This window comes from Microbacterium sp. S1037 (genome assembly GCF_048381605.1).
Taxonomy (GTDB): domain Bacteria; phylum Actinomycetota; class Actinomycetes; order Actinomycetales; family Microbacteriaceae; genus Microbacterium; species Microbacterium testaceum_B.
This window is the reverse complement of record NZ_JBLWIG010000002.1, coordinates 578418-591032: the sequence shown is the minus strand read 5'-3', so window position 1 is coordinate 591032 and position 12615 is coordinate 578418. Positions and strand designations below refer to the sequence as shown.

Here is a 12615-nt window from a genome sequence, read left to right as displayed (position 1 = left end):
GGCCGTGTCTCTCGTGCTCGGCGTCAGACGCCGGCCAGCTCGCCGCTGGTCTGACGCGTGCGGATCGCTCGGTTCACGCCCGAAACGATCGCCTTGAGCGACGCCGTCGAGATGTCGTTGTCGATGCCGACGCCCCACAGGCGCTGGTCGTCGACCTGCAGCTCGATGTACGCCGCGGCCTGAGCGTCTCCGCCCGAGCTCAGCGCGTGCTCGACGTAGTCGTAGAGCGTGACGTCGAACCCCTGGGCGCGGACGATCTCGAGGAACGCCGCCACGGGACCGTTGCCCACGGCGGACGCCGGCTGAGCCGAATCGCCGTCGCGCAGCGTGACGTCGAGGTGCACGTCGCCGGACATGTCGCTCGACGAGCGCGTCGACAGCAGTTCGAAGCGGCCCCAGCGCTGGTCGTCATCCTTCGAGGGCAGGTACTCGTCGGTGAAGATGTCCCAGATCTGGTCGCTCGACACCTCACCGCCCTCGGCGTCGGTGCGGGCCTGGACGACGCCCGAGAACTCGATCTGCAGCTTGCGCGGCAGGTCGATCGCGTGGTCGGCCTTCAGCAGGTACGCGACGCCGCCCTTACCGGACTGCGAATTCACGCGGATGACGGCCTCGTACGAGCGGCCCAGGTCTTTCGGGTCGATGGGCAGGTACGGCACCGCCCACTCGATGTCGTCGATGTGCTTGCCCTCGGCGGCCGCCCGGGCCTCCATCGCCTCGAAGCCCTTCTTGATGGCATCCTGATGCGAACCGCTGAACGCGGTGAAGACCAGGTCGCCGGCCCACGGGCTGCGCTCGGGCACGGGGAGTTGGTTGCAGTACTCGACGGTGCGCTTGACCTGGTCGATGTCGCTGAAGTCGATCTGGGGGTCGATGCCCTGCGTCAGCAGGTTGACGCCCAGGGCGACCAGGTCGACATTGCCGGTGCGCTCACCGTTGCCGAACAGGCAGCCCTCGATGCGGTCGGCGCCGGCCATGTAGCCCAGCTCCGCGGCGGCCACGGCGGTGCCGCGATCGTTGTGCGGGTGCAGCGACAGGATGACGTTCTCGCGGTGGTTCAGGTTCCGCGACATCCACTCGATCGAGTCGGCGTAGACGTTGGGGGTCGCCATCTCGACCGTCGCGGGCAGGTTCAGGATGACCTTGCGCTCGGGAGTGGGCTGGAAGACCTCGAGCACCTCGTTGCAGATGCGCAGCGCGAACTCGAGTTCGGTGCCCGTGTAGCTCTCGGGCGAGTACTCGTAGTACACCTCGGTCTCGGGGATCGTCGCCTCGTACTTCTTGCACAGGCGTGCACCCTCGAGGGCGATGTCGACGATGCCCTGCTGGTCGGTGCGGAAGACGACCTCGCGCTGGAGCACGGACGTGGAGTTGTACAGGTGGACGATGGCCTGCTTCGCGCCGGCGATCGCTTCGTACGTGCGGGCGATCAGGTGCTCGCGCGCCTGCGTCAGCACCTGGATCGTGACGTCATCGGGGATGAGGTTCTCTTCGATCAGCTGACGGACGAAGTCGAAGTCCGTCTGGCTCGCGCTCGGGAAACCGACCTCGATCTCCTTGTACCCCATCTTCACGAGCAGGTCGAACATGACGCGCTTGCGCTCGGGGCTCATCGGGTCGATGAGGGCCTGGTTGCCGTCGCGCAGGTCGACCGCGCACCAGCGCGGCGCCACCTCGATGCGCTTGCTCGGCCACGTGCGATCGGGCAGGTCGACCGCGATCTGCTCGTGGAACGGACGGTACTTGTGCACCGGAGCGGACGTGGGCTTCTGGGTGTTCTTCATGATGTGTCGCTTCTCTTGTTCGTGGTTCCCGCCCGGGAAGGGCATCAGGAGGGGCCGACGACGAGCTCCGCGACGAGGATGGCCCTAGATCGAGGACTCGTCGCGGCAGCTAAGAAGAAGCAGACCACCGAAGCGCATTCTGCGATCGTACCAGCCCGGCGCGAGGCCGTTCACTCCCCCGTCACCCATTCGCGTGACAGAATGCCGAAGTCGACCTCGTCGCTCCAGTGCCCCTTGAACCACTCGTTCTCGACGAGGTGGGCCTCGCGCCGCATCCCCACCCGCTCCGCGAGGGCGAGAGAGCGGGCGTTGTCGGCGTCGATGCGGGCGACCAGACGACGCAGCCCGTAAACCGAGAACGCGGTGTCGATCAGAGCGCGCACCGCCTCGGTCGCGAGCCCCCGACCGGATGCGGCCGGGCTCACGACCCAGCCGATCTCGGCCGACCCGGCGCGCAGATCGAGGTGGAAGATCACGAGGTCGCCGATGACCGTGCCGTCGGCGAGGTGTTCGATTGCGAGGACGACCCCGCCGCGGTCGCCCTCGAGGCTCGTGCCCCCGAAGAGGTGACCGATGCGTCCGCGGATGTCTTCTGCCGTCTGCGGCTCGAAGGGCAGGAAGCGGCACACGTCCGCGTCACCGCGGTAGCGCACCATCGCCTCGAGATCGGCGTCGACGACCGGTCGCAACCGCACCCGCTCACGCACGACCTCGAGGCGCTCCGGTGCCGGGGGCAGGACGAACGGCGAGCCGATCACGGGACCAGCGCCACCTTGCCGCCCGGGTGCCCCGTCATGACGAATCGGACGGCCTCGACGGCGTCGGCGAGCGGATACGTGCGGGCGACGGGCACCTCCAGGGCACCGGATGCCGCCAACTCGAGCACCCGCGCCCGCGCGATGTCACGGAACCGGGCGCTCTCGGGTCGCGCTCCGGCGATCCAGAGGAAACCGTCGCTCTTCGCGCGCTCGGGATCGACGATCGTGACGATCCGATCGCGGTCCGAGACGAGGGCGAGGGAGACGTCGATCGCCTCGTCGGTGCCGACCGCGTCCCACGCGGCCGCGATGGGCGCTCCGTCGGCGGCCTCTTCCACGCGCTCGCGCAACCCGTCACCGTAGGCGACGGGGATGCCGCCGTAGCGATGGACCCGCGCGGCCGAGTCGGCGGCATCCGGACCCACCGTCCCGATCACGCGCACGCCGAGATCGCGCGCCTGCTGGAGCAGGCTCACGCCCACGGCGCCCGAGGCGGCGTGCAACAGGACGGTGTCGCCGGCCGCGACCCGGGTCACCTGGATCATCTCGGCGGCGGTGGTTCCGGCGAGGAGCAGATTGGCGGCCTCGGGGTGCGAGAGGGTCGACGGCTTCGCGAACACGTCGCGCGCCGGCACGGTGATCTCGGTCGCATAGGCGCCCTGGACGCGGAACGCGACGACCTCGTCGCCGACGGCGAGCTCACCGGAGCCGCCGATCGCGTCGGGACCGATCGCGAGGACCTCACCCGAGAGCTCGTATCCGATCGGAACCGGGAATGTCGCTCCGGGACGCGCGCGAGCGACGTGCTTGGCATCCGCGGGATTGACGCCGGCAGCGTGCACCCGAACGGTCACCTCGCCCGGGCCGGGCGGGGACACGTCGACCTCGTCGAAGGTCCATGTGTCGACAGGTCCCGGGGCCGGAGCCGTCCACCTTCGCGCCATGATCACGCCTCTCGTCGTGGGTGTCGGCCGACTCAGAAACCGAGGCGGCCGAGCTGCTTCGCGTCGCGCTGCCATTCCTTCGCCACCCGCACGTGCAGCGAGAGGTACACGCGGCTGCCGACGAGCGGCTCGATGCCGACGCGTGCTCGCGCGCCGACCTCGGCGAGACGCGAGCCCTTGCGGCCGATGATGATCGCCTTCTGGCTGTCGCGTTCGACGATGATGTTGGCCCAGACGTCGGTGAGATCGCTGCCCTCGCGCGGGGCGACGTCGTCGATGGTGACGGCGATGGAGTGGGGCAGCTCGTCGCGCACACCGTGCAGAGCCGCTTCGCGGATGATCTCGGCGATGCGGTCCTCGAGGGTCTCGTCCGTCGTGATGTCAGCGTCGTACAGGGCGGGTCCCTCGGGCATGAGGGCCAGCAGCTCGTCGCTCAGCACGTCGAGCTGGTCGTTCGTCACGGCCGAGAGGGGGATCACCGCGGCCCAGTCCTCGCGGAGGGAATCCACCTCGACGAGACGCTCCGTGATCTGGTCGCGCGTCGCGGCGTCCGTCTTGGTCACCAGCGCGACCTTCTTCGCGCGCGGGTAGCCCGACAGCGACTCCGCGATGCGTCGATCGCCCGGGCCGACCTTCTCGGTCGCGGGTGCGCAGAACGCGATGACGTCGACGTCACCCAGCACCTGCTCGACGAGGTCGTTCAGACGCTGACCGAGGAGCGTCCGCGGACGATGGATGCCAGGGGTGTCGACGACCACGAGCTGGCCGCCCGGTCGGTTGACGATCCCGCGGATCGCCCGGCGGGTGGTCTGCGGCTTGTCGCTGGTGATGGCGACCTTCTCGCCGACGAGGGCGTTGGTCAGCGTCGACTTGCCGACGTTGGGTCGCCCCACGAAGGTCACGAAGCCGGATCGGGTGTCGCTCATCTGTCGTTCCTCTCGCGCGCGGTCTCCGCGTCGTTTTCGTCGTCCTCCGGCTCGGCGCGTTCCACGATGACCGTCGCGATGCCGCGGTTGCGGCCCCGCGAGGCTCCCCCGGTCATCACGAGGCCAGAATGCTCGGCCGTGGCCCCGGGTTGCGGGATACGGCCGAGAGCCTTGCCCAGAAGGCCACCGATCGAGTCGACGTCTTCGTCGTCGAGCTCGAGGCCGAACAGGTCGCCGACCTCGTCGAGTCCGAGTCGCGCGTTGACCCGGTAGCGGCCGTCGTCGAGGGGGACGACCTCGGTCGACGGAGCGTCGTACTCGTCTGCGATCTCACCCACGAGCTCTTCGATGAGGTCTTCGAGGGTGACCAGGCCGGAGATCCCGCCGTATTCGTCGACCGCGAGACACACGTGGACGGCGTCGCGCTTCATCTGCTGCAGCAGCGTCTCGGCCTTCATGGACTCGGGTACGAACACGGCCGGTCGAGCGATGCGCCGGATCGGAGCGTCACGCCAGCCGGCCTCGTCGCGGAAGCCGAACTGGACCAGGTCTTTGAGATAGAGCATGCCCACGACGTCGTCGGCCTCGTCGTCGGCGAGGGGAACGCGCGACACGCCTTTCTCGAGGAACAGGGCGAGGGCTTCGCGCGAGGTCGCCGCGGCATCCACGGTCACCATGTCGGTACGCGGGACCATGACCTCGCGCACGTAGCGGTCGGTGAAGTCGAACACCGAGTGGATCAGCTCGCGGTCGTCCTCTTCGATGAGCTCGTTCTCGGCGGCCTCGTCGATGATGCTGAGCAGCTGCTCCTCGGACGCGAACGACGTCGACTGCGACAGGCCCGGCGTGACGCGGTTGCCGACCGACACCAGGCCGTGCGCGAGCGGGCCCAGGATGATGCGCATCCCCCGGATGAGCGGTGCTCCCCCGGTCAGGAGGCCGCGGGCGTGCTGACGGCCGACCGAGCGGGGGCTCGCGCCGACCGCCACGAACGAGATCCCCGTCATCAGGACCGCGGCCGCGGCGACCGCCAGCCAGATGTTGTCGAACAGCAGCACGAAGGCCGCGGTCACCAGCACCGCCGCGGTGGTCTCGGCCAGGACGCGGATGAAGCCGACGGCCGTGATGTGGGCGCTCGGGTCGTCGGCGATGCGCTGCAGAGCCCGGGCGTTCCGGCCCGACGCGCCGAGTTCCAGCAGATCGGTGCGCGAGGTCACGCCGAGCGCGGCCTCGGATGCCGCCATCAAGCCGCCGAACGCGACGAGCAGCAGCGCGGCGACGAGAAGGAGGGCCTCGGTCATGCGCGGCGGCGGCGCTCGACGGCCTGGAAACCGCTGATGAGCTCCCGCTGCAGGCCGAACATCTCGCGCTCCTCGTCGGGCTCGGCGTGGTCGAAGCCGAGGAGGTGGAGCAGGCCGTGGGTGGTGAGCAGGATCAGCTCGTCCTGGGTGGAGTGCTTGGCCGTCACGGCCTGCGCTTCGGCCACGGAGGGGCACAGCACGATGTCACCGAGCAGGCCCGCGGGCGTCGGTGCGTCTTCCGACCCCGGGCGGAGCTCGTCCATCGGGAAGCTCAGGACGTCGGTGGGCCCGGGCTCGTCCATCCACTGCACGTGGAGCGACTCCATCGCGCCCTCGTCGACGAGCACGATGGCGACGTCGGCGTCGGCGCTCACGTGGAGCTCGGCGAGGTTGTACTCCATCAGACGCAGCAGGACCTGCTCGTCGATCTCGTAGCCGGATTCGTTGTTGATCTCGATCGTCATGAACGGTTTCGTCTCGGGAGGTGATCGCGGGGACCCGCGGCACGGGGGCCGCGTCGCTCCGCACGGTTGGCGAACTCGGTGGCTTCGTCGCGCTCGCGTCGAGCGACGAGGCGCTTCTCGTCGTACTCGCTGTACGCGTCGACGATGCGACCGACGAGCGTGTGACGAACGACGTCGTCGCTCGTCAGGTACGCGAAGTGGATGTCGTCGATGTTGCTCAGCACCCGCGTGACCAGGCGAAGACCCGACGCCCCCTGCGGGAGGTCGATCTGCGTGATGTCGCCCGTCACGACCATGCGCGTGCCGAACCCGAGACGCGTGAGGAACATCTTCATCTGCTCGGGCGTGGTGTTCTGCGCCTCGTCGAGCACGACGAACGAATCGTTCAGCGTCCGCCCGCGCATGTACGCCAGGGGTGCGACCTCGATGGTTCCCGTCGCCATGAGCTTGGGGACGATGTCGGGGTCCATCATCTCGTTGAGGGCGTCGTAGAGCGGCCGCAGGTACGGATCGATCTTGTCGGTCAGCGTGCCCGGCAGGAAGCCCAGACGCTCGCCCGCTTCGACGGCCGGGCGGGTGAGGATGATGCGGCTGACCTCTTTGCGCTGCAGCGCTTGCACGGCCTTCGCCATCGCCAGGTAGGTCTTGCCCGTCCCGGCGGGACCGATGCCGAACACGATGGTGTTCTCTTCGATCGCGTCGACGTAGGCCTTCTGCCCCGCGGTCTTCGGGCGGATGACCTTCCCGCGCGAGGACAGGATGGCCTCGCCCATCACCTCAGACGGACGGGGACCGCCGTCGGAGCGCAGCATACGGTTCGAGCTCGACACGTCAGCCGGGTCGAGACCCTGACCGGAGCGGGTCATGGCGAGCAGCTCATCGACGAGGCCGCGGGCCGCACGCACGGCATCCGCAGCTCCGGAAAGCGTGACCTCGTTGCCGCGCACGTGCACGTCGACGGCGGGGTGCTCTTTCTCGACCACGCGCAGGAGACGATCCTGCGGGCCGAGGAGTTGCACCATGGCGACGCCATCGACCTCGATGCGGTCGACGACGTTTTCTTCGGGGGAATCAGCCACCCAGGCTCTTTTCGTTCAGGCCGCCCGCGAGGACGTGGGCGTGCACATGGAAGACGGTCTGACCGGCGCCCTCGCCGGTGTTGAAGATGAGACGGAAATCGCCGTCGGCGTGCTCGGCGGCCACCGTGTTGGCCAGCCCGATGACTTCGGTCAACAGGTCGGGGTCGCCCGCCGCCAGCTCGACCACGTTGCGGTACTCCGCGGTCTTCGGAATGACGAGCAGATGCACCGGTGCCTGCGGGGCGATGTCGCGGATCGCGAAGACGTTCTCCGTCTCGGCCACGATCTCGGCCGGGATCTCGCCCTGCAGGATGCGCGTGAAAACGGAGGGTTCGCTCATGGCATCCAGTCTATCGACGGCCTCCGACACGCGAGGCGGGTTGCGCGAGACGGCTACTCACCAGCGACCGTGCGCCGCGGACAGCACCGAGATCGCCGCGGCGCCCGCCGTCGACGTACGCAGCACCGTGTCGCCGAGGCGGACGAGCCGTGCGCCGGCGTCCGCGAGCGCGGAGAGCTCATCGGGGGCGATCCCACCCTCGGGGCCGACCACGAGCACGACGTCGCGACCGTCGGACGCCTCCGTGGCGACGGCAGTGAGGCGATCGGATGCCGACGGCTCGAGCACCAGCACTCGCGCCGTCGCGGCGCGTTCCACCAGATCGGCCGTGCGCGCGACCCCCTCGACCTCGGGGATCCACGCGCGGTGCGCCTGCTTCGCCGCCTCGCGCACGATCGTGCGCCATCGCGCGAGACCCTTCTCGGCCTTGGCATCCCAGCGTGACACGCTCCGTGTCGCCTGCCACGGCACGATGGCATCGACGCCGAGCTCGGTGGCCGCCTGGACGGCGAGCTCGTCGCGGTCGCCCTTGGCGAGGGCCTGGACGAGGACGAAGCGCGGCGTCGCGGCGGGCACGTCGTCGCGGCCGGTGACCCGGACGTCGACCTGCTTCGGCGACGCGGCGATCACCAGGCCCTCAAGCCACGCGCCCCGCCCGTCGCCGAGTGTCACGGCCTCATCGACGCGCACCCGACGCACCGAGGCCGCGTGGTGTGCCTCAGAGCCGGTGAGTTCGACGATGTCACCGGGCTGAGCGGATGCCGCCTCGTCGGTGACGAAATGCAGAGCCACGGTCAGTGCCGGAAACGGTCGCGGAACTTCGCGAACATGCCCTGCTGGTGTTCGGCGAGGCGGGGCTTCGGAGCCCTCGTCCGCTTCGCGAACTCCTCGATGAGGGCGCGCTCCTTGTGATCGAGGCGCGTCGGGGTGACCACCTGCACACCGACCTTGAGGTCGCCGCGCTGGCTTCCCCGGAGCGGCGTGATGCCGCGGTTCTTGATCGTCAGCACGTCGCCGGACTGGACGCCGGGCCGCACCTCGAGGTCGACGGTCCCGTCGAGCGACTCGATCGTCGTGGTCGTGCCGAGGATGGCGTCCGGCATCGAGACCTCGAGCGTCGCCAGAAGGTCGTCGCCCTCACGGCTGAACGACTCGTGCGCCTCGACGGTGACCTCGATGTACAGGTCGCCGTTGGGGCCGCCCGCGGGGCCGACCTCGCCCGAGCCCGGGAGCTGCAGGCGCAGCCCCGACTCGACGCCGGCCGGGATGTCGACCGACACGGTGCGCCGCGCGCGCACGCGTCCCTGGCCCTGGCAGGTGTTGCACGGGTACGGGATCGTCGTGCCGTGGCCCTGGCAGACGTTGCAGGGCTGGCTGGTGACGACGTTGCCGAGGAGGCTCCGGACGGTGCGCTGCACGTGTCCGGACCCGTGGCAGATGTCGCACGTGACCTCGCTCGTGCCCGGTGCCGTGCAGGCGCCCTGGCACGTCTCGCACAGTACGGCGGTGTCGACCTCGAGGTCGCGGTGCACACCGAACACGACGTCGCCCAGGCTCAGGGTCACGCGCACGAGGGCGTCCTGGCCGCGTTCGCGACGCGACCGGGGGCGCGGTCCGCGACCTCCGCCGCCCTGCGCTCCGCCGAAGAAGGTCTCGAAGATGTCGCTGAAACCGCCGAAGCCGCCCGCTCCCCCGCCGCCGAAGGGGTTCTGGTCGCCGCCCATGTCGTAGCGACGGCGCTGCTCGGGGTCGCTGAGCACGTCGTACGCGTGGGTGACGAGCTTGAAGCGCTCGGACGCGTCTTCTCCGGGGTTCACGTCGGGGTGCAGTTGGCGCGCCAGGCGTCGGTACGCCTTCTTGATGTCTTCGGGGCTGGCGTCGCGCTCGACGCCCAGGACCTCGTAGTGGTCAGCCACAGTCGCCTTCCTGTCCGCTTGCGCGGGATCGTTCTCGGTGGGGTGCTCGTCGCGGGGTGTTCGTCGCGCTCGTCGTCAGCGGGAACTGTCGTCGTCTTCGAGCATCCGGGTCAGATAGTGCGCGACGGCGCGGACCGCCGCGAGGTTGGAGGAGTAGTCCATGCGGGTGGGGCCGAGCAGACCCACCCGCGCGCCGCCGGCGGAGCCGTCGTACCGGCTCGCGAGGACGGACGCCTCGATGAGACCGAACGGCTCGTTCTCGCGGCCGATGCTGGCCGAGAGGCCCTTGTCGTCCGCGACCATCTCGCTCATGAGGCGCAGGAGCGTCACCTGCTCCTCGATGGCCTCGAGCAGCGGGTAGATGCTGCCGCGGAAGTCCTGCTCGCGCTTGGCGAGGGTCGCCGCTCCCGCCATCACGAGACGATCCTGACGGAACTCCTCGAGCTCTTCGCCCACCACGCGCAGCACCGCGTCGGCGATCGCGTCGATGGCGACGCCCTGGCGCGGTCCGTCGGCGAGGGCGTCGGCCACTCGCTGGACGCTGTCGGCGACGCTCCGCCCGACCAGCACGGCCCCCACCCGCGCGCGCAACTGCACGATCTCGGGCTCGCCGGGTTCGGCCGGGACGAGCGCGATCCGCTGCGAGACGCGCCCGGTGTCGGTGACGAGGATGACGAGCACGCGCGGCCCGCCGAGCGCGACGAGCTCGACATGAGTGACGTTCGCCCGCGCGAACGACGGGTACTGCACGATCGCGACCTGACCGGTCAACTGCGTCAGTGCGCGCACCGTCCGTGCGAGCAGGTCGTCGAGGTCGCCCGCCTGGTCGAGGAACGAGGTGATGGCGCTGCGCTGCGCGCTCGAGAGGGGACGCAGCTCGGCGAGGTGATCGACGAAGACCCGATACCCCTTGTCCGTGGGGACGCGGCCCGAGGAAGTGTGCGGCGCGACGATGAGCTCTTCGTCTTCGAGCAGCGCCATGTCGTTGCGGATGGTCGCGGCCGACACCCCGAACGCGTGACGATCGACGATGGCCTTGCTGCCCACCGGCTCTCGCGTGTCGACGTAGTCCTGCACGATCGCGCGGAGCACCTGAAGGCCGCGTTCCGACACCATGAGCTGCTCCTCCCGTTTGGCACTCCGAAGTCGTGAGTGCCAATTCTACGGGATCGGCGCGCGTCGTCGCCGGGGGCTCGCGGATGCCGTGGACTCGGCCCGGCTGCGGGTGGAGTCAGACGGTCAGGGCCCGCACGACGGCATCCGCGAGGAGGCGCCCGCGCCGGGTCAGGACGATGCGCCCGCGCACGGCATCCGGACCCTCGACGAGCCCGTCGGCGATGAGGGAGGCCACGGCCTTACGGCCCTCGCCGTGCAGCTCCGACACCGCCAGACCCTCGCGGATGCGGCTGCGCAGCAGCACCGACTCGAGACGTCGAGCCGTTTCATCGGGCCGCTCTCGCGCAGCGGCAGGCGACTCGTCGGCGGCCAGACGCTGCGCGTACGCGGCAGGATGCTTGACGTTCCACCAGCGGAGTCCCGCCACGTGGCTGTGGGCGCCGGGGCCGAACCCCCACCAGTCGGTGCCCCGCCAGTAGGCGAGGTTGTGCCGCGAACGGTGGGCCACGCCCCGCGACCAGTTCGACACCTCGTACCAGTCGTACCCGGCGTCGGAGAGCGACTCGTCGGCGAGCTCGTACATGTCGGCCTGCAGGTCGTCATCCGGCATGGCGACCGCGCCGGAGCGGATCTGTCGCGCGAGCTTCGTGCCGTCTTCGACGATGAGGGCGTACGCCGAGATGTGGTCGGGGTCGAGGGCCGAGGCCGCCTCGAGCGACGCACGCCAATCGTCGAGCGACTCGCCGGGTGCGCCGTAGATGAGGTCGAGCGAGACGTCGAGGCCGGCTCGGCGCGCGGCGGCCACCGCGGTCGCCACGTTCGCCGGGTCGTGCGTCCGGTCGAGGGCGGCCAGGACGTGCGGACGAGCGGACTGCATCCCGACCGAGACGCGGGTCACCCCGGCGGCCGCCAGCGTCTCCATCACGGCATCGTCGACGGTGTCGGGGTTGGCCTCCACGGTGATCTCGGCGCCGTCGGCGATGCCGAACTCCGTGCGTACCGCGTCGAGCATCCGCGCGAGGTCGCCGGGCGGGAGCAGCGTCGGCGTGCCTCCGCCGAAGAACACCGTGGATGCCATGCGGCGGGGGCCCGCGGCATCCATCACCCTGCCCGCGAGGCGCACTTCGGACGCGAGCGTGTCGGCGAAGTCGTCTTGCCGCGCTCCGCGGAGCTCGCTCGCGGTGTAGGTGTTGAAGTCGCAGTATCCGCAGCGCACGCGGCAGAACGGCACGTGCAGGTACACGCCGAAGTCCGTCGCGGGATCGATCGTCAGGTCGTCGGGCAGCCGCCCGTCGGCCGGAGCGGGGTCTCCGAGGGGAAGGGGCCCGCCCATCAGGACGTGTACAGCGGAGAGATCGCGCGCAGGTACTGCGTGAAGAGCGCCCGCCGACGGCGGCGGAGGTGGCTCGTGAACAGACGGTAGGAGGGGACGGTCGGTCTGTCGAACGCGCGGACCACGAACCAGACCTCGTCGTTGTCGCGCCACTCGACGACGAAGAGCTCTTCGCCGCTGACGTTCGAGTGCCCGACGGTGCCGAGGATGAAGCCGACGCGGCGCGGCTCCTCGAAGACCGAGATGACGCGGAGTTCGGCGTCGGCGCGGTGCCCGTCGACCTTCCCGTGGAGGCGCACTCCGGTGCCCGGGCTCACGAAGGGGGTGCCGTCGGCGGCGAAGCGCTGCTCGGGCTCGAGGCTGCTCGGGGCGACGGGAGCGCCGTCGGCGTCGAAGCCCACGCCGGAATACCCGCCTCCGGATGCCGGACGCACGTCGCTGATGCTGAGATCGCCCGAGCGCAGCGGAGCCCACGACAGCAGGAGTTCGCTGGCCGCGGCGAAACGTTCCTCGCCGCTGCCGATGCGCCACGCGTCTTCGGCGGGGATCGAGTGCTCCGGCGGGTACTGCATCAGGTCGTGCGCCTGGGTGGCGCCGACGGCGGCGTAGTCGACCGTGTCATCGGTGAAGTTCTGCCGACGCATGCTGCCTCCC

Annotated in this window: 13 protein-coding genes; all 13 read right to left on the bottom strand. The window is 69.9% G+C overall.

The genetic code is table 11. The features are described from left to right. Positions 1-23: 23 nt before the first annotated feature. On the bottom strand, positions 24-1784 hold the full coding sequence (gene leuA, locus ACMW4R_RS13555; protein ID WP_418300155.1) for a 2-isopropylmalate synthase: 1761 nt from the start codon (positions 1782-1784) through the stop codon (positions 24-26). Between the two features lie 170 nt (positions 1785-1954). Further along, a complete protein-coding gene (locus tag ACMW4R_RS13550) occupies positions 1955-2542 on the bottom strand; it encodes a GNAT family N-acetyltransferase (RefSeq protein ID WP_418300154.1) in 588 nt (195 codons plus the stop codon). Next, positions 2539-3486: a quinone oxidoreductase family protein gene (locus ACMW4R_RS13545; RefSeq protein ID WP_418300153.1), complete on the bottom strand. Its 948-nt coding sequence runs from the start codon at positions 3484-3486 to the stop codon at positions 2539-2541. Before ACMW4R_RS13545 ends, ACMW4R_RS13550 begins: the two co-directional genes overlap by 4 nt. Before the next feature lie 32 nt (positions 3487-3518). Continuing rightward, positions 3519-4412 (bottom strand): GTPase Era, encoded by an 894-nt coding sequence (gene era, locus ACMW4R_RS13540; RefSeq protein WP_058595591.1) that lies wholly within the window; start codon positions 4410-4412, stop codon positions 3519-3521. Beyond that, the gene (locus tag ACMW4R_RS13535) at positions 4409-5713 is read right to left on the bottom strand and encodes a hemolysin family protein (RefSeq protein WP_058595590.1); all 1305 of its coding nucleotides are present in this window, start codon (positions 5711-5713) and stop codon (positions 4409-4411) included. The genes era and ACMW4R_RS13535 overlap by 4 nt, the downstream gene beginning before the upstream one ends. Beyond that, complete coding sequence (gene ybeY / locus ACMW4R_RS13530) at positions 5710-6177, bottom strand: rRNA maturation RNase YbeY (protein ID WP_058595589.1); 468 nt, start codon at positions 6175-6177, stop codon at positions 5710-5712. The genes ACMW4R_RS13535 and ybeY overlap by 4 nt, the downstream gene beginning before the upstream one ends. Beyond that, a complete protein-coding gene (locus tag ACMW4R_RS13525) occupies positions 6174-7199 on the bottom strand; it encodes a PhoH family protein (protein ID WP_241490407.1) in 1026 nt (341 codons plus the stop codon). The genes ybeY and ACMW4R_RS13525 overlap by 4 nt, the downstream gene beginning before the upstream one ends. Before the next feature lie 49 nt (positions 7200-7248). Beyond that, positions 7249-7596 (bottom strand): HIT domain-containing protein, encoded by a 348-nt coding sequence (locus ACMW4R_RS13520; protein ID WP_058595587.1) that lies wholly within the window; start codon positions 7594-7596, stop codon positions 7249-7251. Between the two features lie 57 nt (positions 7597-7653). Then, positions 7654-8388 (bottom strand): 16S rRNA (uracil(1498)-N(3))-methyltransferase, encoded by a 735-nt coding sequence (locus tag ACMW4R_RS13515; RefSeq protein WP_418300152.1) that lies wholly within the window; start codon positions 8386-8388, stop codon positions 7654-7656. Positions 8389-8390: 2 nt separating this feature from the next. Next, positions 8391-9512: a molecular chaperone DnaJ gene (gene dnaJ / locus ACMW4R_RS13510; RefSeq protein WP_058595585.1), complete on the bottom strand. Its 1122-nt coding sequence runs from the start codon at positions 9510-9512 to the stop codon at positions 8391-8393. Between the two features lie 75 nt (positions 9513-9587). Beyond that, positions 9588-10628: a heat-inducible transcriptional repressor HrcA gene (gene hrcA / locus ACMW4R_RS13505; protein WP_418300151.1), complete on the bottom strand. Its 1041-nt coding sequence runs from the start codon at positions 10626-10628 to the stop codon at positions 9588-9590. 115 nt (positions 10629-10743) lie between these two features. Then, entirely contained in the window at positions 10744-11961 is a 1218-nt protein-coding gene (gene hemW, locus ACMW4R_RS13500; RefSeq protein ID WP_058626646.1) for a radical SAM family heme chaperone HemW, read from the bottom strand. Beyond that, positions 11961-12605, bottom strand: a complete 645-nt coding sequence (locus ACMW4R_RS13495; RefSeq protein WP_418300150.1) for a DUF1990 family protein — start codon at positions 12603-12605, stop codon at positions 11961-11963. Before ACMW4R_RS13495 ends, hemW begins: the two co-directional genes overlap by 1 nt. Between the last annotated feature and the right edge of the window lie 10 nt (positions 12606-12615).

Bases quoted from the DNA above. Each gene is read 5' to 3' on its own strand.
- leuA (WP_418300155.1), bottom strand. From the start codon at position 1,784: ATGAAGAACACCCAGAAGCCCACGTCCGCTCCGGTGCACAAGTACCGT.
- ACMW4R_RS13545 (WP_418300153.1), bottom strand. From the start codon at position 3,486: ATGGCGCGAAGGTGGACGGCTCCGGCCCCGGGACCTGTCGACACATGG.
- era (WP_058595591.1), bottom strand. From the start codon at position 4,412: ATGAGCGACACCCGATCCGGCTTCGTGACCTTCGTGGGGCGACCCAAC.
- ACMW4R_RS13535 (WP_058595590.1), bottom strand. From the start codon at position 5,713: ATGACCGAGGCCCTCCTTCTCGTCGCCGCGCTGCTGCTCGTCGCGTTC.
- ybeY (WP_058595589.1), bottom strand. From the start codon at position 6,177: ATGACGATCGAGATCAACAACGAATCCGGCTACGAGATCGACGAGCAG.
- ACMW4R_RS13525 (WP_241490407.1), bottom strand. From the start codon at position 7,199: ATGGTGCAACTCCTCGGCCCGCAGGATCGTCTCCTGCGCGTGGTCGAG.
- ACMW4R_RS13520 (WP_058595587.1), bottom strand. From the start codon at position 7,596: ATGAGCGAACCCTCCGTTTTCACGCGCATCCTGCAGGGCGAGATCCCG.
- hrcA (WP_418300151.1), bottom strand. From the start codon at position 10,628: ATGGTGTCGGAACGCGGCCTTCAGGTGCTCCGCGCGATCGTGCAGGAC.
- hemW (WP_058626646.1), bottom strand. From the start codon at position 11,961: ATGGGCGGGCCCCTTCCCCTCGGAGACCCCGCTCCGGCCGACGGGCGG.
- ACMW4R_RS13495 (WP_418300150.1), bottom strand. From the start codon at position 12,605: ATGCGTCGGCAGAACTTCACCGATGACACGGTCGACTACGCCGCCGTC.